Annotated in this window: 26 protein-coding genes; 22 read left to right on the top strand and 4 right to left on the bottom strand. The window is 38.3% G+C overall.

The annotated features are described in order from the left end of the window. The first annotated feature begins 40 nt into the window (after window positions 1-40). From BABA_RS08645 to BABA_RS08625, 5 genes are all read left to right on the top strand, one after another. Window positions 41-820 carry a TerC family protein gene (locus BABA_RS08645; RefSeq protein ID WP_007084781.1) on the top strand — a complete coding sequence of 260 codons (780 nt, stop codon included), beginning with the start codon at window positions 41-43 and terminating at the stop codon, window positions 818-820. Between the two features lie 73 nt (window positions 821-893). After that, window positions 894-2081 carry an HpcH/HpaI aldolase/citrate lyase family protein gene (locus BABA_RS08640; protein WP_007084780.1) on the top strand — a complete coding sequence of 396 codons (1188 nt, stop codon included), beginning with the start codon at window positions 894-896 and terminating at the stop codon, window positions 2079-2081. Next, window positions 2032-3417: a phosphoribosyltransferase family protein gene (locus BABA_RS08635; protein WP_007084779.1), complete on the top strand. Its 1386-nt coding sequence runs from the start codon at window positions 2032-2034 to the stop codon at window positions 3415-3417. Before BABA_RS08640 ends, BABA_RS08635 begins: the two co-directional genes overlap by 50 nt. After that, window positions 3389-4510 carry a cysteine protease StiP family protein gene (locus tag BABA_RS08630; protein ID WP_007084778.1) on the top strand — a complete coding sequence of 374 codons (1122 nt, stop codon included), beginning with the start codon at window positions 3389-3391 and terminating at the stop codon, window positions 4508-4510. Before BABA_RS08635 ends, BABA_RS08630 begins: the two co-directional genes overlap by 29 nt. After that, window positions 4507-5337: an HAD family hydrolase gene (locus BABA_RS08625; protein WP_007084777.1), complete on the top strand. Its 831-nt coding sequence runs from the start codon at window positions 4507-4509 to the stop codon at window positions 5335-5337. The genes BABA_RS08630 and BABA_RS08625 overlap by 4 nt, the downstream gene beginning before the upstream one ends. Here the strand turns inward: BABA_RS08625 and BABA_RS08620 are convergent. Further along, complete coding sequence (locus BABA_RS08620) at window positions 5334-5579, bottom strand: hypothetical protein (RefSeq protein WP_007084776.1); 246 nt, start codon at window positions 5577-5579, stop codon at window positions 5334-5336. The two genes, BABA_RS08625 and BABA_RS08620, sit on opposite strands and share 4 nt — an antisense overlap. Window positions 5580-5793: 214 nt before the next feature. Between BABA_RS08620 and BABA_RS08615 the strand changes: the two genes are divergently transcribed. From BABA_RS08615 to BABA_RS08585, 7 genes are all read left to right on the top strand, one after another. Beyond that, a complete protein-coding gene (locus BABA_RS08615) occupies window positions 5794-7434 on the top strand; it encodes a YceG family protein (RefSeq protein ID WP_007084775.1) in 1641 nt (546 codons plus the stop codon). Window positions 7435-7437: 3 nt separating this feature from the next. Then, on the top strand, window positions 7438-8541 hold the full coding sequence (locus BABA_RS08610; RefSeq protein ID WP_007084774.1) for a toxic anion resistance protein: 1104 nt from the start codon (window positions 7438-7440) through the stop codon (window positions 8539-8541). A gap of 37 nt (window positions 8542-8578) precedes the next feature. Continuing rightward, complete coding sequence (locus BABA_RS08605; RefSeq protein ID WP_007084773.1) at window positions 8579-9190, top strand: TerD family protein; 612 nt, start codon at window positions 8579-8581, stop codon at window positions 9188-9190. A 31-nt stretch (window positions 9191-9221) separates the two neighbouring features. Next, window positions 9222-9800, top strand: coding sequence for a TerD family protein (locus tag BABA_RS08600; RefSeq protein WP_007084772.1), 579 nt, complete (start codon window positions 9222-9224; stop codon window positions 9798-9800). A gap of 130 nt (window positions 9801-9930) precedes the next feature. After that, window positions 9931-10632 carry an anthrax toxin lethal factor-related metalloendopeptidase gene (locus tag BABA_RS08595; protein ID WP_007084771.1) on the top strand — a complete coding sequence of 234 codons (702 nt, stop codon included), beginning with the start codon at window positions 9931-9933 and terminating at the stop codon, window positions 10630-10632. Window positions 10633-10688: 56 nt separating this feature from the next. Continuing rightward, on the top strand, window positions 10689-11483 hold the full coding sequence (locus tag BABA_RS08590) for a thymidylate synthase (protein ID WP_007084770.1): 795 nt from the start codon (window positions 10689-10691) through the stop codon (window positions 11481-11483). Further along, window positions 11480-11968: a dihydrofolate reductase gene (locus tag BABA_RS08585; protein WP_007084769.1), complete on the top strand. Its 489-nt coding sequence runs from the start codon at window positions 11480-11482 to the stop codon at window positions 11966-11968. The genes BABA_RS08590 and BABA_RS08585 overlap by 4 nt, the downstream gene beginning before the upstream one ends. Before the next feature lie 54 nt (window positions 11969-12022). Here the strand turns inward: BABA_RS08585 and BABA_RS08580 are convergent, their stop codons facing one another. Then, complete coding sequence (locus BABA_RS08580) at window positions 12023-12262, bottom strand: hypothetical protein (protein ID WP_007084768.1); 240 nt, start codon at window positions 12260-12262, stop codon at window positions 12023-12025. Window positions 12263-12569: 307 nt separating this feature from the next. Here BABA_RS08580 and BABA_RS08575 point away from each other — a divergent pair, with 307 nt between their 5' ends. Both BABA_RS08575 and tatC read left to right on the top strand, forming a co-directional pair. Continuing rightward, a complete protein-coding gene (locus BABA_RS08575; RefSeq protein WP_007084767.1) occupies window positions 12570-12764 on the top strand; it encodes a twin-arginine translocase TatA/TatE family subunit in 195 nt (64 codons plus the stop codon). A gap of 154 nt (window positions 12765-12918) precedes the next feature. Next, window positions 12919-13671, top strand: a complete 753-nt coding sequence (gene tatC, locus BABA_RS08570; protein ID WP_007084766.1) for a twin-arginine translocase subunit TatC — start codon at window positions 12919-12921, stop codon at window positions 13669-13671. Window positions 13672-13787: 116 nt separating this feature from the next. Here the strand turns inward: tatC and BABA_RS08565 are convergent, their stop codons facing one another. Continuing rightward, entirely contained in the window at window positions 13788-14135 is a 348-nt protein-coding gene (locus BABA_RS08565; RefSeq protein WP_007084765.1) for a helix-turn-helix domain-containing protein, read from the bottom strand. A gap of 238 nt (window positions 14136-14373) precedes the next feature. Here BABA_RS08565 and BABA_RS08560 point away from each other — a divergent pair, with 238 nt between their 5' ends. The 7 genes from BABA_RS08560 to BABA_RS08530 all read left to right on the top strand — a co-directional run bounded on the left by BABA_RS08560 (window position 14374) and on the right by BABA_RS08530 (window position 18933). Next, on the top strand, window positions 14374-14901 hold the full coding sequence (locus tag BABA_RS08560; protein ID WP_007084764.1) for a SipW-dependent-type signal peptide-containing protein: 528 nt from the start codon (window positions 14374-14376) through the stop codon (window positions 14899-14901). 20 nt (window positions 14902-14921) lie between these two features. Continuing rightward, window positions 14922-15491 (top strand): signal peptidase I SipW, encoded by a 570-nt coding sequence (gene sipW / locus BABA_RS08555; RefSeq protein ID WP_007084763.1) that lies wholly within the window; start codon window positions 14922-14924, stop codon window positions 15489-15491. 87 nt (window positions 15492-15578) lie between these two features. After that, the gene (locus BABA_RS08550) at window positions 15579-16361 is read left to right on the top strand and encodes a TasA family protein (protein WP_007084762.1); all 783 of its coding nucleotides are present in this window, start codon (window positions 15579-15581) and stop codon (window positions 16359-16361) included. 67 nt (window positions 16362-16428) lie between these two features. Further along, window positions 16429-17043 carry an LPXTG cell wall anchor domain-containing protein gene (locus tag BABA_RS08545; protein WP_007084761.1) on the top strand — a complete coding sequence of 205 codons (615 nt, stop codon included), beginning with the start codon at window positions 16429-16431 and terminating at the stop codon, window positions 17041-17043. A 114-nt stretch (window positions 17044-17157) separates the two neighbouring features. After that, window positions 17158-17388: a hypothetical protein gene (locus BABA_RS08540; RefSeq protein ID WP_007084760.1), complete on the top strand. Its 231-nt coding sequence runs from the start codon at window positions 17158-17160 to the stop codon at window positions 17386-17388. A 141-nt stretch (window positions 17389-17529) separates the two neighbouring features. After that, window positions 17530-17781: a DUF2535 family protein gene (locus BABA_RS08535; protein WP_007084759.1), complete on the top strand. Its 252-nt coding sequence runs from the start codon at window positions 17530-17532 to the stop codon at window positions 17779-17781. 309 nt (window positions 17782-18090) lie between these two features. Continuing rightward, on the top strand, window positions 18091-18933 hold the full coding sequence (locus tag BABA_RS08530) for a DegV family protein (RefSeq protein ID WP_007084758.1): 843 nt from the start codon (window positions 18091-18093) through the stop codon (window positions 18931-18933). A gap of 34 nt (window positions 18934-18967) precedes the next feature. Here BABA_RS08530 and BABA_RS08525 read toward each other — a convergent pair whose 3' ends face one another. Then, entirely contained in the window at window positions 18968-19858 is an 891-nt protein-coding gene (locus BABA_RS08525; protein ID WP_007084757.1) for an MBL fold metallo-hydrolase, read from the bottom strand. A 236-nt stretch (window positions 19859-20094) separates the two neighbouring features. Between BABA_RS08525 and BABA_RS08520 the strand changes: the two genes are divergently transcribed. Then, entirely contained in the window at window positions 20095-21609 is a 1515-nt protein-coding gene (locus BABA_RS08520) for a spore germination protein (RefSeq protein WP_007084756.1), read from the top strand. The last annotated feature ends 11 nt before the right edge of the window (window positions 21610-21620 follow it).

Here is a 21620-nt window from a genome sequence, read left to right as displayed (position 1 = left end):
TTAGAACATATAAGGCTATATTCTAGGAGGAATACATTTAATGTCGGTTTTACAACATATTATAGATACTTATGCCCAATTTTTTAATTGGGAGATGTGGGGAGAAGTGTTAACAAATCCGGTCAGTTGGGGATTGATTGGAACCCTAGTCATTCTGGAAGGATTACTTTCGGCCGATAACGCACTTGTATTAGCGGTCATGGTTAAACACTTGCCATCAGAAAAGCGGAAGAAAGCCCTTTTCTACGGCCTGTTAGGCGCCTATATTTTCCGATTTATTGCGATTGGGATTGGTGTTTTACTCATCAAACTTTGGTGGGTGAAAATACTAGGAGCCGGGTACCTAGCTTGGTTGTCCATCAAGTATTTCATAGATAAGCGAAAAGCTGCTGGGAACGAAGACGATGATGAAGCTCAAGGAATGAATCAAACCGGATTGCTGATCCGCTTATTTGGAACCTTCTGGGGTACAGTTGCAGCCGTTGAATTAATGGATATAGCCTTCTCTGTTGATAGCGTTTTGGCAGCGTTTGGTGTAAGTGAACAAGTTTGGGTTTTATTAATTGGCGGTATGCTTGGTGTGTTAATGATGCGTGGTATTGCAGGTGTATTCTTAACATTAATAGACCGCGTGCCTGAGTTGGAAACTACAGCCTATATTTTAATCCTGATTATTGCCTTAAAAATGCTTCTTGCGGTAGTAGGTATTGATATGGGGCATGTGACATTCTTTATCATTCTATTAGTTACCTTTGCGGCTACTTTTATTGTTCACTTTATGAATAAGAAAAAAGAGGGCAGCAAGGAAGGTAATTTATAAAAGTTTACAAAAATGAGGAGCCGACGAATGTCCGCCTCCTCTATTTTTTACCTTTCGAAGAGGAGAAAAGGTTATGGAGTTTTTTACATATTTTTACGAGGATGAAATTGAGCGATTTTTCTATCGAAGACCACAACTTTTCAATAAATATACCCATCGTGAGCTGTTGTCATATGGTTTAGGAGCGACGCTCTATATGCCTGCCACACGCCCGAATATTCATCAGGAAATCCTTTCAAAGAAGCACGAAGGTCTAACCTCGCTCGTCATTGACCTTGAAGATGCGGTTGGCGACAATGAAGTTTTTAAAGCTGAAGAACTTCTCATCAAAGAATTGTTAAAATTGTTCAGTGAGTTGAATAAGGGATTTTTAAGTTTTGGTGATTTACCGCTTATGTTTATCCGTATTCGTAGTCTTGAACAGTTTAAACGAGTAACTGGACAATTAGGGCAAGCCACAAGCCTGTTGACGGGGGTAGTGCTGCCAAAGTTTAGTGCCGAAAATGGTGAGGAATTACTAGAGACGGTTCGTCAGGTTCACACGGGCGAGCATCCGTTTTATGCCATGCCGATTTTAGAAACAGCAAATGTAATCCGGAAAGAGACAAGAATGGAAGAGTTAATGAAAATCAAGCAGCTTCTCGATCAATATAAGGAGCATATTCTCAATGTACGGATTGGGGCGACTGATTTTTGCGGCCTGTACGGGATTCGTCGGAGTGCCGACACCACCGTCTATGAGATTGCTGTTTTAAGAGATTGCATTTCTGATATCATCAATGTCTTTCAACGGTTTGATAGTCCATATGTAGTATCAGGCCCTGTTTGGGAGTATTTTTCTACTAAAAACAGGATGTTAAAGCCGCAGCTCCGGCAAACTCCATTTCGCGAACGGTATGGGGATGAGGGACTTAAATGGAGAGCCAAATTAATAGATGAAAATGTGGATGGATTGATCCGTGAGATCCTTATGGATATTGCCAATGGATTAACGGGAAAAACGATTATCCATCCTTCGCATATTAAAATTGTTCAGGCACTTAATATCGTTTCCTATGAGGAATATGTGGATGCCAGCAATATTGTAAAAGCAGCTACCGGGGAAATCGGGGTAATGAAGAGTATGTTTGCCAATAAAATGAACGAAATTAAGCCTCACTATTATTGGGCAAAGAAAATATTATTAAAATCGCAGCTATACGGGGTGTTACATGAAGAATTTACCAACATTGACCTTATCAAAAAAGAAGTATACGTTTAAAATCCTTGAATCCATTGAAACAGAGATAAAGATAGCGGAAAACCCGTATGATCTTCCCATCGAAGAACTATTTACAATGGCAGCTCGAATCAATAAAAAGCGCTCGTTTTTGTTTGTTAGTAAAGTGTTAGGCAAGCACTTACCGATTCATCCGAGTAAAGGGCTGGTAACTGCTGCCCTTTTAGCTGCTAGATATGACGAATCGGTGAAGGGCTTAGCATGTATGGAAAAGGAAAGTCTGTTGTCCGCTTTTTTAGAGGGTGGATCATTTACCGCACATGCCTTCATTCCGGCTGCCATTAATCCTGTTATAATTGGTTTTGCTGAAACAGCAACAGCACTCGGTCATGCCTTTTTCGATTGTTTTCAAACTGCTGAGTATTTCCACACAACTAGGGAGGAACTCTTAGATGCAATACCGGAGATAACCTTTGAAGAAGAGCATTCCCATGCGACATCGCACCGTTGTTATATCCCATTAGAAATGATTCAAAATGGGCGGGAAATCGTTCTTGTCGATGATGAAATGACAACCGGAAAAACAGCGTTAAATATCATTAAATCCATTCATGCTAAATTTCCAAGGCGGGAATATACGGTTGTAAGTATTTTGGATTGGCGGTCTCAGGAACATAGGCGAAATTTTTCACAACTTGAAGAGCTACTAGGGATAAAAATACATGTAGTCAGCCTCATGTCCGGTTCAGTTCAGGTGAGGCAATTAAAAGAAATAAAGCAGAAGTTCAAAAATAACGAATCGAGCGACCTTGGTGAGCCTTCTGTAGAAATTTTGCAGCTTTCCTCCTTTTTTACGGCGAGCGGATTTTTGTCTGAAAATCAGGTAACGAAGGCAGCATATATTGAAGAGACAGGACGATTCGGCTTGCGTGGCCGTGAAAATCCTTCACTGCATAAAAGGGTTTCTGCTGCCGCTGCGCTCTTAAAGCAAAAAAGAACGGGTGAAAAAACACTTTGTCTTGGCACCGGTGAGTTTATGTACCTGCCAATGAAAATAGCTGCTGAAATGGGCAATGGTGTATATTATCATTCAACCACAAGAAGCCCAATCTACATCGAAAACATAGAGGACTATGGAGCTCGTTTCGGGGTGAACTTTCCCTCTCCGGAGGATCCTGATGTTTCTCATTTTGTTTATAATATTCCACATGGTTATTACGATGAATTATTTATCTTTTTTGAAAGAGAAATTGAATATGAGAATCTAATGCCAATGCTGAATGAATTAGGGAAAGCCGCAATTAAATCAATTAAGATCGTCTTTTTTTCGAAAGTCAGAGGTGAATACCATGCAAAAAGCAATGAACAAACCTGCTAAAATAGGAACCTATCATGCTGAAGATGTGCAATTTTTATTAAAGGATCTAAGTGATGTAAGGCTTGAGGATTCCGCCATGAACCGGGAATCGAAGATCCAATCGGGAGGACATTATAGTGAATCCTTGCCAATTGAGTACCAGCCGCCAAAGGATTATGTGGATTTATTCTGGAAAACTCTCCAGGATTACAAACAAAAAGTGGCCTTGTGTGTGGGAGTTGTCGCTGAACAAATCTATCAAGTAAAAGGGGATCAGACCATCCTTGTTTCACTTGCACGGGCAGGCACACCGGTAGGAATCCTAATTAAAAGATATATTAAACTGCGCTTTGGTGTTTCCTTACCGCATTATAGTATTTCGATTATCCGGGATCGCGGGATTGACGTTAACGCAATTCAATATATTCGTAATGAGCACCCAGTTGGAAAGATTCAATTTGTTGATGGCTGGACAGGCAAAGGGGCGATTTCGATTGAATTAACAAAGGCCTGTAAGGACTTTGGACAAAAATACGGAGTTTCGCTGGATGATACACTTGCGGTTATTGCAGACCCTGGATACTGTACTACTTTATTTGGGACAAGAGAGGATTTTTTAATCCCAAGTGCTTGTTTAAACTCAACTGTTTCCGGGCTTGTGAGCCGGACGGTATTAAATGAACAATACATTGGCAAGGATGATTTTCATGGGGCTAAGTATTATCGAGATTTACTCGCTGAGGATGTCTCAAATGAATTTATTGATGTGATTACAAGTGAGTTTGCATCAGTTATGAAAGATGCAGCGGCAGCTGCGACTGAAAAACTCCAAGATAATATTGAAACAGGGTTCTTGGGGATGGCGGATGTCAAAAAAATTCAAGCGGAATTTTCCATCGAAAGTACCCATTATATTAAGCCAGGTGTAGGCGAGACGACGAGGGTTCTGCTTCGCAGGGTTCCATGGAAGATCTTAATGCGGGATCCTTCCAGTCCGTTTGTCAAACATATCCTCATGTTAGCGGAAGAAAAAGGAGTTGAAGTCGTGCCGTATCCTGAATTGAACTATTTATGCTGCGGCTTGATTAAATCGGTAAAGGGGATGCAAAAATGATTTTTGCATCTGACCTTGACCGCACATTGATGTATTCTAAACGGGCAATTGAAGAGCTTGGTGAACCAAAAGAATACATCCTTAAACCTGTTGAACAAAAGGACGGCAAGTGGGTGGGCTATATGACAGAAGCCGCCTATTCGGCATTAAAGGAGCTTTCCCTTCATAGTTTATTTGTTCCGGTGACAACAAGGACAACAGCGCAATTTAACAGATTCGTTATTTTTGCGGAGGAAATTCCAATTCAATACGCGATTACCTCTAATGGTGCGAATATTCTCTATCAAGGCGTGCCAATGGAAGAATGGTCGAACCATATTCATAGCCAATTGCGCTCGGATTCAGTTTCCCAAGCTGAATTGCTTTTTATTTTGCAAAGGGAAGGTTTCCATTTGGATGGGGAAAAGAAGCAGGCTGAGAATCTATTTTTTTATTACATATTAAATTGTCGCCCTGCTGCTTCCGAAAAAGAATTGCTTCATGGATTAGCTGTAAAATATGGCTGGAGGATTTCCTTACAAGGGAGAAAGCTTTATTTCATACCGAAGGCGATTAGTAAAGGAAGCGCACTTGAATATATTTGTAATCGTGAAGGAGCGAAAGCGATTGCCGGCGCGGGGGACTCCATCCTCGATTGGGACTTTCTAGTGAACTGCCAACATCGATTCATTCCAAACCACGGAGAACTTGTAAATGAGCTTTCCAGTATGTCAATGTTGTCAAGGGTGACAGGCACCAATAACCATATTCTTACAGAAAGCCGTGGAGTAAACGCTGGAGAGGAGATTCTCCAAGGGTTTCTTAAACTATTGTCACTGAGAATCTAACTTTTGTTCATGATACGACTAATTAGAAAATAGTAAAGGCTAGAAAATAAACTATAGGCAGCAATGAAGAATAGAATGGATAGGGCAAATGAATTGATTATAGGAGAAAGCAGCAGTGTGAAGATGAGGCTGAACAAAAATAAATCTAGATAGATAAATAGATCGGATACCATCACTTCCATAAGGGTGTCCAATTCCTCCTGAACATGCTCCATCCGCGGCCGCTTATATAAAAATCTCATTAGGGTCACCTACTTTAGTATCGTACTCATATGTATGTTGGGACAAGGAAAAAGGTGAAAAATGGCTGTGCTGCCTAAAATGTTGAAACATTTTTTCATGACTTTCGTATAAACAAATGAACCAATTTATTAACTGTGTTATGATGAAATGGAAACCTTACATAATTTTCTATCGGTAAAAAAAGCTTTCGCTAATAGAGGGAAGGGATTATGAATGTATCCAGCATTAAATCAATTGAACGTCCGTCCTATAGTTGCCCTCTCTTATGAAAATTGGCACGGTATGCTGAAAAGACCGCTGCCGGAACGGCCAAATTATTCTGTGGAAAATGGAGCAATTCAAATTGGTCAAATACTTGGGAAGTTTTTCGGAGTACCGATTGACACGGATGAATATTATAACCAGTTATTTGATTACGTCCATAATAAGGAATGGAATTTACAGCTGTTAAGCGAGGACTCACTCGATAAGACGATTAATAATGCTCACTTTCAAGCCATTCAGCGAGTGATCAATATTAATAATGAACAGAAACTGTCGATCAACCGGTTCACGGCATTTCTTGATGGGGAGCAGCTTTTATTGAAGTCAAGTGTTCCTGTGATCCATCGAAAATTAAGAGAAGCGATGATTGCCACGCTTGAGTTATATACGAAGCTTGAACCTGCAGGATTAAAAAATCATGAGCTAAGACGGGTTCTTGTGGACCTAGTTAAGTGGTCCATCAACCATTTACAGCCGGAACTGGACCATGCTGATCCGCAAAAAGCAATGCCGAAATTCCTTTGGTATGGGGACTTTAAAAAAAGCCATCAATATTTTGTATATTATTTAATCAAGCTTGGCTGTGACGTTGTTATTTTTCATCCGGAGGGCAGTGATCTATTAGCGGAAATGATGGATGAGCCAGTATTCACCCATCAATTTCAATATAAACAGCCTGCAGAGCCATTTCCGAAAGAAAAGCGAACTCGAAAAACAACGGTTGCATATCGGGCATCCAAAGAGATTGAGACGATATTAAATCAGGAAGGCTCCGGCCTTTACAAACCATGGCAATTAAGGGATTATACACCTTCCTCCATTACCCTGAAAACGACCTATGACGAGCTCTTTATTCTTAGTAAAGAAATCGCGATGATTCGCCCGGATTTTGTAGTTGAAAACGGACAAGTTAAAATCCCTTCTATCTTTGCTAAAGTACAAGGTGTAAGTAAAAATCGTAAAGAATACTGGGATCGGCTGCAATCGCTTAGTCAATTGGAACATAGTTTACTTATTCGAAAGCTGCCATATACGATTCCAAGCCACAGTGATTTTCGCTTTCATTACCGAAATGCACTTGGCAAGGATGGCTTAATTGCACCGGAAAAAATCATGCAGGCACACTACTGGCCCTATTCCTTTTTAGCAACAGGCCTGCAAAAAGGAATTGCTAATGCCGTAAGGAGAATCTGCGATAAACCAGGTTTAAAGCCTTTGCCGAATGAAAATCTAGAAGATGTGAAAATGTATTTATTTACACAGGCCATGTTTATGCCCAAAAATATCATTCAATTGATGGAGAGATTTGATTATTCCCAGCATGTTCCAAAACTAATTATTTACAATAACGAAGCAACCGGCCCGCTTTCAAGGTCGGATGCGGCACTGTTGCTGCTTCTTAATCAATTTGGAATTGATATTATTTTGTATAATCCGCCAGGGCATAATGATATCGAAAATTATCTCGATGAACGATTGTTTGACAAACACTGGCTTGATGACGTTGTCTTTGATCTGGAATTCAAAGAGCCGTCACTTTTTAAAAAAGGGCTTTTTCAAGGAATCTTAAAAAATTTAAGGGGAGATTAACTAGTGAATCTATCGCCAAATTCATCCAGCGGATTAACACCTGCGAATGCTGAGGATGTGCTTACAGAGACAAAAGTTTCTGATATTAAAGTAGCACTTCGCAAAGAACCGGAAATCCAAAACTTAGCCCGCACCATCGATGAACGCGACCAAATTCAAATATTGGAATTTGGGAAAGAGCCGGCTGTGCAAATATCTCGATTTTCCGATCAAATCTTAAGTAATATGCGGACAACGAAAGTGGAGGATTCAGGTGAACTTCTAAAAAGTCTTGGTCGCATCATGGATAAATTTGATGCCAAGGACTTCCAAAAGACTTCTGGCGGCATTTTTGCCAAGTTCTTTAAAAAGGGCGAGAAAATGGTAGAAAAACTATTTGGGAAGTACCAGACCATGGGTTCCGAAATTGATAAAGTATATGTAGAAATTTCGAAATATCAGCATGAAATGGTCGATTCCACAAATATGCTTGAGCAAATGTATGAACAAAACTACCAATACTATTTAACCTTGGAAAAATATATTGTTGCCGGCGAATTAAAGGTAGAAGAGCTGAAGAATCACCAGCTTCCACAACTTGAGGCTCGCGTTGCATCTGGTGATCAGCTTGCGTCGATGCAGTTGGACTCATTGAAAAATGCGATTGAACTGCTTGAGCAGCGAATTTACGATTTAGAAATGGCGAAAATGGTTTCCTTGCAGACTGCACCGCAAATTCGTTTATTGCAAAGAGGGAATACAAAACTTATAGGAAAAATTAATTCTGCCTTTGTAACAACAATCCCTATTTTTAAAAATGGCTTAATTCAAGCCGTTGCAGCGAAAAGGCAAAAGCTTGTCGCTGATTCGATGAGTGAGCTTGACCGCAGAACAAATGAAATGCTCCTTAAAAATGCGCAGAACATTTCCCAACAAAGTACCGATATTGCTAGGCTTGCCGGCGGTCCAAGCATTAAGATCGAGACAATTGAGGAATCTTGGAATATTATCATCAAGGGTATGCAGGAAACGAGAGCAATTGAAGAGGAAAATAAACGGATGCGTGTCGAGGGTACAAAACGTTTAGAGCAATTGCAAGACAACTTTAAAAAATTGAAACAATCATAGTTACAGTATCAAAAAATTTCTTAATGGGGTGAATGATTTGGCTATTAATTTACAAAAAGGTCAACGAGTTGATTTAACGAAAGGTAATCCAGGACTCTCCAAAATCTTGGTGGGATTAGGCTGGGATCCCGTGCAAAGCGGAGGTGGCGGCGGCTTGTTCGGAAGTTTATTCGGCGGCGGCGGTGGAGCAAACATAGACTGTGATGCATCCGTGATTATGTTAGGTGCAAATGATAAGCTGCAAAACAATAAAGATGTGGTATACTTTGGAAATTTAAAAAGCAATGATGGCAGCGTTCAACATACAGGAGATAACTTGACAGGAGATGGAGACGGCGATGATGAACAGATCATAGTCGACTTAGCTAGAGTTCCATCAACCATTCAAAAGCTTGTTTTCGTTGTAAATATCTATGATTGTGTAAAAAGAAAACAGCATTTCGGAATGATCAAAAATGCGTTTATCAGAATCGTGAATCCTAACAACAATCAAGAGCTTATCCACTACAATTTATCAGATAATTATGGAGGATTAACCTGTCTAGTTGCCGGTGAACTTTATCGCCATGGCAATGAGTGGAAGTTCGCGGCAGTTGGGACTGGCACGACAGCTGGGGGCCTTAGTGAAGTTGTTCGTTTTTATAGTTAGGTAAAATAATTTTCGTAATGAGGTGATCTATTTGGGTATCAACTTAGCAAAGGGACAAAGAATTGATCTAACCAAAACGAATCCTGGTTTAACGAAAGCAATTATCGGGCTTGGCTGGGATACAAACCGCTATAGTGGCGGGCATGACTTTGACTTGGATGCTTCTGCTTTTTTAACAGATGCAAATAGCAGGGTTACGCAGGATTTAGACTTTATTTTTTACAATAACTTAGTACACTCATCAGGTGCGGTCGAACATACTGGAGATAACCGGACTGGTGAAGGTGAAGGCGATGATGAGCAGATTAAGATTAATTTCAGTAAAGTGCCTTCCCATGTTCATCGTATTGCAATCAGCGTGACAATTCATGATGCCGAAGCAAGGAGCCAAAATTTTGGCCAAGTCTCCAACGCTTTCGTTCGTTTAGTTGATGAGGAAACAGGTGGAGAAGTTCTAAGATATGATCTTGGTGAGGACTTTTCAGTTGAGACGGCAGTGGTTATTTGTGAGCTTTACCGCCACAATGGAGACTGGAAATTCAACGCTATAGGAAGCGGTTTTGCAGGTGGTTTAGCTGCCCTTTGCCGAAACTTTGGATTAGAAGTTTAGATTTATGAGAAGCTGCCGGTTTTGGTGGCTTTTCTTTTTATGTGGGTCCCCTTATTACCTTTATGTTCCACTCCTTAAGGAATTCTCTCATGATATAATTCTATTATCTATAGAAAAATGGGGAATTATTATGAAGAAATGGGTAGTTGTCCTTTTTATTGCTGGTGTGTTTTTATCATCCATAACGACATCACAGGCTTCATTTGATGGAATCATACTTGGGGATTTCCCGCGTAATTCAATGCTCTACAACTCTATAAAAACTGAAAAATCTGTGAATCTGCTAAATCAAATCATTGTGTTACCGGAGCAATCTTTTGATCAAAGAGAAGCAGCCGCTATGATAACTCGTATAGCTTCGTTACCACGTTCTCTTTTGGAAAAAATAAATGAAAATGGTATCAATGTTAAGCTTTTCACGGGGAAGCTTACCGATAATCCTACGACCCAACAATTAGCCGGAAAAGTCCCTAGAGGGTATCAAGCCAACGTCACATGGGATGATGTACCAGGCATCGGCGGATCCAAGGTTGTGCTTGCTAAAATTGGCTCCAGTGAAGCAGGAAAAGGACATGGTTCTGTTAATTTAGAATTACATGAACTGGCACATTCAATTGATCGCTACGTGTGTGTAGACATTAGTGGATCACATGAATTTCAGCGTGTTTGGGAAAAAGAGCATGATCAATTGTTTCCCGGAAACAGGTACTTTCTTTTTCCAGAAGAATATTTTGCCGAGAGCTTTGCCATGTTTTATTTAAATGATGGTTCTAATTTAGAACTTAAGATGAAGGCACCAAATACTTTTAAATTTATCGAAAGCACCTTTTAAAAGCTATTTATGATAGAATGAAAAAATATGAAATGGCTGCTAAGGGAGTGTCCAAAGTGAAGCAATATTTAGATCTATGTGAGCATGTACTTAACAATGGCACCGTAAAGGGTGATCGTACTGGAACTGGTACCATCAGTACTTTCGGCTATCAAATGAGATTTAATTTAGAAGAAGGTTTTCCACTAGTAACAACCAAAAAGTTACATCTAAAATCGATTATCTATGAATTGCTTTGGTTTTTAAAGGGTGATACGAATGTTCGCTACCTCCAGGAGAATGGGGTGCGGATTTGGAATGAATGGGCGGATGAAAACGGAGAATTAGGGCCTGTTTATGGCCATCAATGGCGTTCGTGGACTGGTGCCGACGGGAAAACCGTTGATCAAATCAGTGAATTAATTGACCAGATTAAGGAAAATCCTAATTCACGAAGATTGCTTGTCAATGCCTGGAATGTTGCCGAAATCGATAACATGGCACTTCCGCCATGCCATTGCATGTTCCAATTTTATGTGGCAGATGGAAAGCTGAGCTGTCAGCTTTACCAGCGGTCAGCGGACGTCTTCCTAGGAGTCCCGTTTAATATTGCCTCCTATGCATTATTAACATTAATGATTGCCCAGGTATGTGATTTAAAGCCGGGAGAATTTATTCATACTTTTGGAGATGTACATATTTATCAAAACCATCTTGAACAAGTAAAGCTGCAAATGGGGAGAGAGCCTAAGGTCTTACCAGTCCTTAAAATCAATCCGAGTGTAAAGGATATATACTCATTTGAATATGAAGATTTCACTTTAGAAGGATATGACCCACATCCACACATTAAAGGAGTGGTCAGTGTATGATTTCCTTTATCGTTGCAATGGACGAAAATCGCACTATAGGCAAGAATAATCAATTGCCATGGCATTTACCGGAGGATTTAAAGTTTTTTAAACGTGTGACAATGGGCCACCCGATTGCTATGGGAAGAAAGACGCATGATTCGATTGGCCGCGTTCTTCCAGGGCGAGAAAATATCGTCATTACCCGTCAGCCCGATTATAAAAGTGAAGAATGCACTATTTTTTACTCAGTCGAGGAATTTGTCACGTATTGCCGCGAGCAGGACGATGAAATTTTTGTTATTGGCGGCGCAGAAATTTTTAAAGAAACATTTCCTTTTGTAGATCGTCTTTATATTACCGAAATTCATGAAATATTCGACGGGGACACTTATTTTCCGAAATTTACTCTGGATGATTGGGAATTGACCTCTTCTGAAAAAGGAATAAAGAATGAAAAGAATCCTTACGATTACGATTTTAAGATATATGAGCGGAAGGCATAGCAAAATGGAAAGAAGCAACAGCAAATTGGCTGTTGCTTCTTTCCATTGGATGAATTATAAATATGTGCCATTCAATTCATAATCTGCCATTTTCGCTAACATACCTCTGAATTCATGGGGATGGCAAAATTCTTCCTCCCGGAAATGTGTTTTCACCCAGGTAATTAACTCAACAGGACTATTGAAATATTCTCCACTTCGATCACTTTTACGAATGGTATATCTTCCGTTATCGTCATCAATTGTTACCTCAACAGGGAGGGCTCCATCAAAACTGCATAGTGAAAATTCCATCCTCATCACATCCCATCCAAAGGTTTTTATTTTTTCCTTAGTATATGTTCTTATTCTTCCAATTATATGCAAAAATAAGTCAGTTGTCAAAATATTTTAAAAATTTAACCAACAAATTGGACATTGACTTAAGCCGTCGTAATTGTTAAATTGTCTATAGTGATGAAAATGCTAAAAATCACTCTAAAGGTATTTTTTTTGGAATTTGTGAAATAACTATGAATTATTGCGGATAATTTACTCAAAATGGTCTTTCAATACTATAATCATAGTAGAAATATACAACATTTGAAGGGGATGTAAATCCATGTTTTCTAATATCGGAATACCCGGATTAATTTTGATTTTAACACTAGCGCTGATTATTTTTGGACCAAAGAAACTGCCGGAAATCGGAAAAGCATTTGGACAAACTTTAAAGGAATTTAAGAAATCAACCCGCGAACTTACGGATGATGTAATGGAAGATATTAAAGAAGAAAAGAACAACTTGACTAAATAAGGTGTAAGATGTGTGTCTTGCACCTTTTTTCTTCTTCGTTTTAAAACTATAAGGATGCGTGAAACCGTGTTAATCTCTCAATTTAGAACCATTTAAATCTGAGAGCACATTCACGTGTCCATTTTTTAACCTTTGAAATTGGCAGGGGAAGTACATGGAAGATAAAGAATTAAATTTAGTTGATCATTTAGAGGAATTGCGCAAACGGTTCATCATTTCAGCTTTGGCATTTATCGTCTTTTTTATTGTTGGTTTTATTTATGTTGATGATATTTATCGCTGGTTTGTAGGGGATACAAAACTAATGGTTCTTGGGCCCAGTGATATTATGTGGATCTATTTCATGCTTGCAACTGTTGTTGCCATTACGGGAACCATTCCTGTCTTAGCGTTGCAAATTTGGCTATTTGTGAAGCCTGCGTTAAGACCAATAGAAAGAAAAATAACCCTTTCTTATGTACCTGCATTATTTTTCTTATTTATTATTGGCCTTGCTTTCGGTTACTTTGTCATATTTCCAATGGTATTGAAATTTTTGATAAATATGGGTCAAGATATGTTTGTGACAAACTTTACTGCCGAAAGGTATTTTAGCTTTATCATGAACATGACACTGCCATTTGGTGTGTTGTTTGAACTGCCGGTAGTGGTAATGTTTTTAACATCACTGGGAATTATCAATCCGTTTGTATTATCAAAAATTCGTAAATATGCTTATTTCGTTCTGATCATTATTGCTGTAGTAATTACACCGCCAGACTTTATGTCTGATTTTGTTGTAACCTTACCACTCTTGCTTCTATATGAAGTCAGTATTAATTTATCAAAATTCGTTTACCGTAAACGGTTGAAGAAACTGCAAGAAGCAAAGCAAGATGAGGATAAGGAAGAGGCAGCGGAAGTTTAAATGTAAATGAAAGGCCTTAAAGGATAAAAATCCTTTAAGGCCTTTTTGGTATCAAGAAATAACGAACATATCTAACATTTAAAGCCCTCATTCTCTAAAAAGAATGGGGCTGTTTTTTAAGTTTTGTTCTGTTCCTTCAACCAGGATTGGAATTGTATGTAATTTAAATAATCTCGAAAATCCTCTTTTTTCACACCATTTTCCATCGCCTGTTGAATTAACGCCTTCCACTCTTCATCAAGTTTTGTTTCATGCTGCTTTTGTGACTTTCCATCCATTAATAAGTATTCTACGCTGGTATCTAATGGGATCGCAATCTTTTTCAAAAATAATAGTGACGGATTGGATTGTAACCCCCTTTCGATTTGGCTTAAATAAGACTTTGAAACATCTGCCAATCGTGCCATCTCTGTTATCGAATATCCCTTCTTTTCTCTTAAACGGTTAATCCGTTCCCCGATCATCACCCTCAACTCCTATTTTGTTTGCAGTATTAATATACATTATAAAGAACAATTATTTTTTTATAAAGTACAAAAAAGTAAGGAAACAGAAGATAATAGGAGGAAAACCCCATAAAATGTTCTTAATTAAGAAAATTTGCTCGTTATTGGGGTTTTTCAAGTTCGTTATTTTGGCATATACTCAACTTATAAGTTCGTTATACGGAACAAAATGAGTATTAAAAGGAAGTTGATGAACATGATAAAAAAAGTCACCAACTTCGTTCTCAATAAGCTCCATAAGAAGACTTCTCAATTTAATAGAACGAATGAGGGAGGGAATACCATCCGACATACTCGTTTGAAAAGGTTTAAAAAAAGTGAAAAAAAACTAGTATTTGCAGCTCAGATTGTTGCTGCATGGTACATTCTGATCCTAACTGGTACATATCTTACAACCGATACTGGTGCTTATTTTAATGATGTTGAAACAATAAGCGGAACAATTAGTGTTTCGGAAGATTTTTGTAAGGACGCTGAAAAGGACTCCGAATTCTGGAACAAACATTGTAAGGATTTAGAGGATGAAAATCGTCAGGATACATCTGATGCCCCTGCAAATGAAACAACAGAATCGCAAACAATAGAAGAAAAAAATGATGAAAATGAAGGAAATCCAACAAAGATTCAAAGTAATAAACCTGATACAGAAATTACCTCTGAAAGTTCTGATTCAAATATTGAGGAAACTAATAATGATCAAACAAAGGAAAACGGAGAAAATTAATTAACAATGGCGGTGTAAACATGAAAAAAGCAAAAAAGATTATTAGTAGTTTAATAACCATAATCCTATCTATAACCCTGCTATTTATGATATTTGTGGTAATTTCGTCCAAAGCCTCAGGTGGGGAACCAAACTTTTTAGGCTATCAACTAAAAACAGTCCTTTCCGGATCAATGGAACCGACCTTTAAAACAGGTTCAATCATAGCAGTTAAGCCGGTAGAAGATAAAACTAGCTTAAAAAAAGGTGATGTAATCACTTTTATGATAACAGATGATCAAATGGCTACTCACAGGGTAATTGATGTAATCAAAAATGTTAATCATGTAATGTACAAAACCAAAGGTGATAACAACGATAATGCTGATACAGATCCAGTAGTTGCTCAGAATGTTGTAGCAAAGTATACAGGATTCACTATTCCATATGTAGGTTACCTAGTAGATTATGCAAAATCAAAAAATGGAACAGCATTATTATTAATTCTGCCTGGCTTACTCTTACTTGCATACTCTGGATTTACTATATTTAAAGCTTTAAGGGAAATCGATAATTCTAAAAAATCAAAAGATGTGCAAGAAACCGTTTAACTGGTTGCAACTCCTTATAAAAACATAAGGGTTCAATATAAAACTACATACCTCATAAAAATGAGGGGAAAATTGGAGGAGAAAAGAATGGGTATTAAAAAGAAATTAGGTTTAGGAATGGCATCAGCAGCACTAGGTTTATCATTAATTGGGGGCGGAACATTTGCTTACTTTAGTGATCAAGCAACAATTCATAACGGATTCGCAGCAGGTACGTTAGATCTTGAATTAGGTAATTATCCTGAAACAAATTGGCCACTTAATTTCGATCTTCAAAATATCAGACCTGGTGATACTTTTGAAAGGCAGTTCGTTTTAAAGAATAGTGGAAGCTTAGCAATTGAAGATACTTATATGAGTTTTTCAAAAGTATCAGTTGAGAATACGCTTAAGACTGGAGCTACCGATGGTGACTTTTTAAGTGCATTAAAGGTAAGTTATTTTGTTGATGCTGGTCCAGGTCAATCTGGAGATGGCTATCTATTGTTGAACTCTCAAGATATTACATTAAAAGAGGCAATTGCTGGTGACTTTAAGGATAAAATTAATCCTTTATATTTAAAAAAAGACGGAACACTTAATCTTACTCCAAATGGTATTAATTCTGGGGAAAGCCATAGATTTCGTGTAATGATTTCATTCCCAGATACAAAAGAGCCTCAAAATAAATTGCAAGGAATGCAGGCTAAGGTTAACTTTAACTTAGATGCTCGCCAAGTAATGGGTGATGTATACCACGATCAACAAGGGCCTAACGGGACAGTAACAGGAAATGGAAAAATCGGTGATCAACAAACTACAGATTCATCTAAAAAACTATTAGGCTCCGATAAAACAGATAATGACGCATGGAAGGATACAAACGAATAAAATTATAAATAAGAAAGGTGGGTGTAAGTTAGCCCACCTTTAAAAAATACAATTTGGGGTGTAAGGTATGAAAACAAAATTTTTGCTTTTGTTTTTATTTACTAGTATTTGTATTGCTTTTATTTTCCCTATAAAAAATGTAGATGCTGAAGGAAATATAAAGGAAATTGATATTTCAACAAGCCCCCATAAGGTATTTTTTGAAATTATAAATTCTAAACCAGGAGATGTATTTACCAAAACATTAATAGTTCAAAATGAGGGAACAAAAGACTTTAGTTATCTTTTTTCCAATCGTTTATTAACAGGTTCTGAAAAAATTTATAAGGAATTAGTTTTAACTGTTACTGATAAGTCTGGTGAACTTTATAAAGGAAAATTAAAAGATTATGAAAAACTAGTTTCAAGAAACCTAAAAAGTAATACTCATGAAGAACTTACTTTTAGTATTTATTTTCCAAGTGAACTCGGAAATGATTTTCAAAGATTAAGCTGTGAATTCCAATTTAAGTTTTACGTTGAAGGAACGCTAGGCGGCATCCTCCCAGCTGACGGCCCGAAACTTCCCGAAACCGGAACAAATATGTTTAATATTCTAGTAGCTGGAGCCGTGTTAGTTTTAACTGGAACCATTTTTCAATTTATCATAAAAAGACGAAGAAGGATTGAAAGACGTGTATAACAAGACCTTGATTTGCAATATTTGAAAATCAAGGCCTATTTTAATAAATAATGTACATAACTAATAAAATAGTAAATTAATAGTTTAAAAACCCAAAAACAGGAGTTGTCCCATATGTACAAAAAACTTTGTACCAAATGCCACCAACCATCCTTCAGCAGCAGTGATAGAGATAAATGGCTATGCCCAAACTGCAACAATGACCTCACTCATGTCACACCTAAAGATGCTGAAACCTCCCAAAATGATAGACCGCAATTATTCATCATTAAAAAGGACTACCTAGAACAAACTCCAGAATTGAATGCAAAGATAAAACCCTACGCATTCAAATCCTTCGATTAATCCAACAGGCCATATAAAAGTGTCCTGTTTTTTATTGCAAATAATTCACAAATATTTTCCTAATCCAAGCATAATTAGACAGCTTTCGAGTTGTAATAGGTGTATAATATAGTCAAACGGGTGAAAAAGAGGATTGATATTTTGTTATTCAAAAGCCTAGAGTTCAAAAATGATGTTGGACAGAAGGTTAAAGTCATGGATATTCCTGTATTGGAGGAAGATAGTACTTATAAATTTATGATCCAAGTCCGTTTACGAACGTTTCTCGCTGCTATTGACCGGGAAACGAAGCCAAAGAGATGTTATTCTTTTAAAGAGTATTTGAAGAAGGTCATGAAGTGGCCGGATTATGAACAGCTGTTTAAAGTAGCAGAATTAAAAAACAACGCATAACTTACTTCTTTCGAGCATCGGGCGACCGGCGCTCTTTTATTTGTATGGAAAAGGGGCGGAGCGCCGTAAAAGAGAATTAGTATAGACAAGTTTAGCGTTTGATAAATATTATTCGACACTGAACGAAGTGAACCCCAGCTCTGCTCACACCGCCTTTATTATGTTGGTGTGCTACTCATAATCAATTTATTTCCATACTTGGGTTGGTAATTGGGTCTCAGGTTAGTTTTAATAAAATAGATAGATTTTGTTTTTTTCATTACATGAAACCTGTATAATACATAGCAGTAATGGTAGGGATGTGAATATATGAGCAAGATTAAAATTGTAACCGATTCAACTTTGGATATCCCAAATGAAATGGCTGAACAGCTTGGTATTGTCATTGTACCTTTGACTGTAACGATAAATGGTGAAGCCTATTTAGACCGGGTGGAAATTAATCCGGTTGAATTTATTGAGAATATGAGTGGTTCAAAAGAATTGCCGAAAAGCTCCCAGCCTTCCACAGGCTCCTTTCTGGAGGTATATGACCGTCTTGGTGAAGAGGGTTATGAAGTCATTTCCATTCATATGACAGGGAAAATGAGCGGCACCGTTCGCTCAGCAGAAAGCGCTGCCGGGATGTCAGAAACTAAAGTGACTGTTGTTGATTCAAAGTTTATTTCGAAAGCTCTTTCCTTTCAAGTAAGGGAAGCCGCCGAAATGGCAAAACAGGGCAAGAGTGCGGAGGAAATTCTTGAACGACTAGAGACCATCCGTGAACATACGAAATTATACATTATGGTAGATACGTTAGAGAATCTTGTAAAAGGCGGAAGAATTGGCAAAGGAAAGGCGTTTATCGGTTCCCTATTAAATATCAAACCGATTGCTTCGCTCGAGGGAGCAGAATATAACCCGGTGACAAAGGTTCGCAGCCATTCCCAGGTCGTTAAATTTATGGCCAAGCAGTTTGCAGAAGACGTAAAAGGGAAAACGATTCGTGGTGTGGGGATTGCCCATGCGGAGGCCTATGAACTGTCTGTGAAAATAAAAGAGAGTATTATTGACCTAACTGGATTTCAAAACGTGGAAATTGATTACACTGGCCCAATTGTCAGTACACATACAGGACCAGGAGCCCTTGCATTGATGTATTATGTTGATTAGAAGAATAGAAAATAGGATGGGCACCAAGCTCATCCTATTTTGCATGCAATAATTCTCCTGTAGATGTAGAACATGAAATTCCAAGACGCTGTAAATGCTTGCGAATGCCGCTTCGTTCCCAAGTCCGGAAAATGGAATTTTCCAAACTCTTTTTTGGATAGAAGATCCCGATATTCGTTAATTCTTCAAAAGTCATTCCTTGACGGACATACTTATCAATCGTTTCATCTCTTCGATCAATAATATGAAGAAATTTTTCCATTTTCTCAGTAAATTCTTGCCTAGAAAAGGTTCCTTTTTGGTGACCCGTAATATAGACGTCTGCATCAAGTGCCAGCAGTCTTTTGCCGGAAGCAATAAAGTTGTCAATATCGCCATCAGTGCCATTATACCATGGGCCAAATGAAGTCATATCATAATCGCTAACGAAGACGACACCTTGATCCGGAAAGTAAGGGCATGAAAGTCCGCTGGTGTGTCCTGGGGTGTGTAAAAACTGCACCTTTACATCACCAAATAAATAGTCCGTTTCATATTCATACGTCCCTGAAATTTCACCAAGATTTTGCGTCCACTCTTGTGGAAGAGATTTTTTCCATTTTTCAACCCCGGCGGATCCCCATTCCTGATAAACCCCATTAGCACGGGCAACTCCTTCTACCGTTTTAGCTGTTTCAAATTCAATTGGATTGATGCACTTTTTTACACCGCTAAATAGGTGGTTATGACGGGTATGGTCAGGGTGGTAATGTGTATTAATAATCAATTCAATCCCGTATTCTTGGTTTATGTCTAACAGGATTTTAGCATCCGCCCCGCTATCGATTAACACCTTGTCCGGACAATCAATGAACAGACTGCGTGAATAGGGAACCTTACTATTGTTTGGGCCTTCCAAAATCATGATTGGGCCAATTTTCTGCATATAATCACTCTGCCTTTCATCGCATTCCTTTTATTCGTAACTTTCCTTATTGACTGAATACTCATTCATAATCATAGCATATATTTCAAACTCATGAAAATAGTTCTTTTACATTGTGATGTGGTAAAGCATTACTTGAATTAAAAAATGAATGAAACCGACCCTATTTCCTTTTATGGGTAAAATCAAATATTTTGGAAAAGATAAGAAAAACTATTTCTTAAAAGGTGTTGCCGATGTTCAAATGGTTAGCTGGAAAAAAGAAAACAGAGGGAACGAAACCACATAGTTTAACGATTGATGGATTAAAGGAACAGATTAAAAGTCAACTCAATGTTGGAGAAGATTTGACTTTTAGAACCATAAAACATGGTGGCAACAAACTTGTTTGCTGCTATATGAAGAGCTTAATTGATAAAACCGCTTTAGATGAATTTATTGTAGCGCCCATTCAAGAAAATACTCACAATGAATGGACTTATGAATCAATTGTTCAAATCCTTCCTATTGCTGATTTATCTGCTCAAAATCAAATAGATGATGTTGTTGAGGGGTTAAACGCCGGATATGTGTATATTTATGTGGAAGGACAGCCCTATGGAATTCTCGGTAATGTTAGCAAAACCGTGGAAAGAGGAATTGAAAAGGCAGAAACGGAGTCACTTGTTTACGGTCCCAAAATTGCTTTTACTGAATCACTGATTGGCAATATAAATATTTTAAGGCAAAACATCAAAGATACAAACCTTTGTATGGAAGATTTAACAGTTGGGACTAGAACGAAAACTGAGGCAAAGCTCATCTATATAAAAGATATAGCGGATGAAGAGAATGTCAACGAATTTCGAGAGAAAATAAGTCAATTAGAAATCGATCATGTTCCTGGTACGACAGTCCTTGGTCAATTGATAGAGAATAATAGTTGGACGGTTTTCCCGCAATTAGTCACAACGGAACTGCCTGATCGGGTCTCGATTGCCCTTATGAGGGGAAAGGTTGTTGTCCTAATGGACCGGAGTCCAGATGCCTTATATGGCCCAACTCCATTTTTTACTTTTTTTGAGTCCACAGAAGATGTGTATATGCGCTGGAACATGGGGATTGGTCTAAGAGTTTTACGGTTACTGGCAGCTTTTATGTCCGTTCTTCTTACACCTGCCTATGTAGCCGTTTTAACCTATCATTATGAAATCATTCCCTCACCATTGCTTGTTTCACTTGGACAATCTAGAGCAAATGTACCATTTCCACCTGTGTTTGAAGCTCTCCTGCTTGAATTTTTTATTGAGCTCTTACGGGAGGCGGGAGCCAGGCTGCCCACAAAGGTTGGTCAAACAATGGGTATCGTTGGTGGTATTGTTGTCGGGCAAGCAGCAGTAGATGCCGGATTTACGAGTAATATTTTAATTATTATCATTGCCCTGAGTGCGCTTGGCTCATTTACCACTCCAAGTTATTTAATGAGCACATCCATTAGAATGATCCGGTTTCCGATCATTCTGTTAGCGGGTTTTTGGGGAGGAATTGGGATCATGGTTGCTTTTTGTTTTTTCCTCATTCATCTCCTAAGATTGGACACGATGGGAGGTTCCTATCTTTCACCTGTCTATCCGTTAAGGTGGAAAGACCTGGGATATAGTTTCTTCCGCGTTCCAACTCAATATCTTTCAAAGCGGCCAATATCGAACCGCCCAATCGATGTGCAGCGATTTTCCCCGCAAAAAGCGAAAAAAAAGGATGTAGATGAATAGGAGCGAACAAA

This window comes from Neobacillus bataviensis LMG 21833 (genome assembly GCF_000307875.1).
GTDB lineage: Bacteria > Bacillota > Bacilli > Bacillales > Cytobacillaceae > Neobacillus > Neobacillus bataviensis.
This window is presented reverse-complemented; position numbering and strand designations above follow the sequence as displayed.

Excerpts from the sequence above, each read along its gene's own strand:
- BABA_RS08545 (WP_007084761.1), top strand. The coding sequence starts at position 16,429 with ATGAAAACAAAATTTTTGCTTTTGTTTTTATTTACTAGTATTTGTATT.
- BABA_RS08565 (WP_007084765.1), bottom strand. The coding sequence starts at position 14,135 with ATGATCGGGGAACGGATTAACCGTTTAAGAGAAAAGAAGGGATATTCG.
- BABA_RS08625 (WP_007084777.1), top strand. The coding sequence starts at position 4,507 with ATGATTTTTGCATCTGACCTTGACCGCACATTGATGTATTCTAAACGG.
- BABA_RS08640 (WP_007084780.1), top strand. The coding sequence starts at position 894 with ATGGAGTTTTTTACATATTTTTACGAGGATGAAATTGAGCGATTTTTC.
- BABA_RS08645 (WP_007084781.1), top strand. The coding sequence starts at position 41 with ATGTCGGTTTTACAACATATTATAGATACTTATGCCCAATTTTTTAAT.
- BABA_RS08540 (WP_007084760.1), top strand. The coding sequence starts at position 17,158 with ATGTACAAAAAACTTTGTACCAAATGCCACCAACCATCCTTCAGCAGC.
- BABA_RS08520 (WP_007084756.1), top strand. The coding sequence starts at position 20,095 with ATGTTCAAATGGTTAGCTGGAAAAAAGAAAACAGAGGGAACGAAACCA.
- BABA_RS08560 (WP_007084764.1), top strand. The coding sequence starts at position 14,374 with ATGATAAAAAAAGTCACCAACTTCGTTCTCAATAAGCTCCATAAGAAG.
- BABA_RS08525 (WP_007084757.1), bottom strand. The coding sequence starts at position 19,858 with ATGCAGAAAATTGGCCCAATCATGATTTTGGAAGGCCCAAACAATAGT.
- BABA_RS08550 (WP_007084762.1), top strand. The coding sequence starts at position 15,579 with ATGGGTATTAAAAAGAAATTAGGTTTAGGAATGGCATCAGCAGCACTA.
- BABA_RS08575 (WP_007084767.1), top strand. The coding sequence starts at position 12,570 with ATGTTTTCTAATATCGGAATACCCGGATTAATTTTGATTTTAACACTA.
- BABA_RS08580 (WP_007084768.1), bottom strand. The coding sequence starts at position 12,262 with ATGGAATTTTCACTATGCAGTTTTGATGGAGCCCTCCCTGTTGAGGTA.
- BABA_RS08530 (WP_007084758.1), top strand. The coding sequence starts at position 18,091 with ATGAGCAAGATTAAAATTGTAACCGATTCAACTTTGGATATCCCAAAT.
- sipW (WP_007084763.1), top strand. The coding sequence starts at position 14,922 with ATGAAAAAAGCAAAAAAGATTATTAGTAGTTTAATAACCATAATCCTA.
- BABA_RS08595 (WP_007084771.1), top strand. The coding sequence starts at position 9,931 with ATGAAGAAATGGGTAGTTGTCCTTTTTATTGCTGGTGTGTTTTTATCA.
- BABA_RS08615 (WP_007084775.1), top strand. The coding sequence starts at position 5,794 with ATGTATCCAGCATTAAATCAATTGAACGTCCGTCCTATAGTTGCCCTC.
- BABA_RS08630 (WP_007084778.1), top strand. The coding sequence starts at position 3,389 with ATGCAAAAAGCAATGAACAAACCTGCTAAAATAGGAACCTATCATGCT.
- BABA_RS08620 (WP_007084776.1), bottom strand. The coding sequence starts at position 5,579 with ATGAGATTTTTATATAAGCGGCCGCGGATGGAGCATGTTCAGGAGGAA.
- tatC (WP_007084766.1), top strand. The coding sequence starts at position 12,919 with ATGGAAGATAAAGAATTAAATTTAGTTGATCATTTAGAGGAATTGCGC.
- BABA_RS08635 (WP_007084779.1), top strand. The coding sequence starts at position 2,032 with ATGAAGAATTTACCAACATTGACCTTATCAAAAAAGAAGTATACGTTT.
- BABA_RS08585 (WP_007084769.1), top strand. The coding sequence starts at position 11,480 with ATGATTTCCTTTATCGTTGCAATGGACGAAAATCGCACTATAGGCAAG.